Annotated in this window: 1 protein-coding gene; it reads left to right on the top strand. The window is 72.8% G+C overall.

All coding sequences use genetic code 11. From position 1 onward, the window contains the following. Nucleotides 1–25: 25 nt before the first annotated feature. Nucleotides 26–257, top strand: a 232-nt coding sequence (locus AC0IVP_RS21955; protein ID WP_471759285.1) for a hypothetical protein, incomplete at its 3' end; no start/stop codon positions are given.

A 257-nucleotide genomic window follows, 5' to 3' on the forward strand; every position in this document is an offset into this window, starting at 1 on the left:
CTTCCGCGCGGAGGACCTGCGCAGCGTGTCCGCCGTCTTCGAGCGGCTGGCGCCCGGCGGCGCCGCCGACGCGAAGTCCAAGATGGGTCTGGTCAGCCTGCTGCGGATGGTGTGGGGCAGCGAGTACGTCGCCGCGCCCGACGCCAAGTTCGTCAACGACCGGGTGCACGCCAACAGCCAGCGCGACGGCACGTTCTCCGTCGTCCCGCAGAGGAAGGGCGGGGTGACCACGCCGGCCCAGCTGCGCAAGAGCGCCG

Source organism: Klenkia sp. AC732, assembly GCF_979256525.1.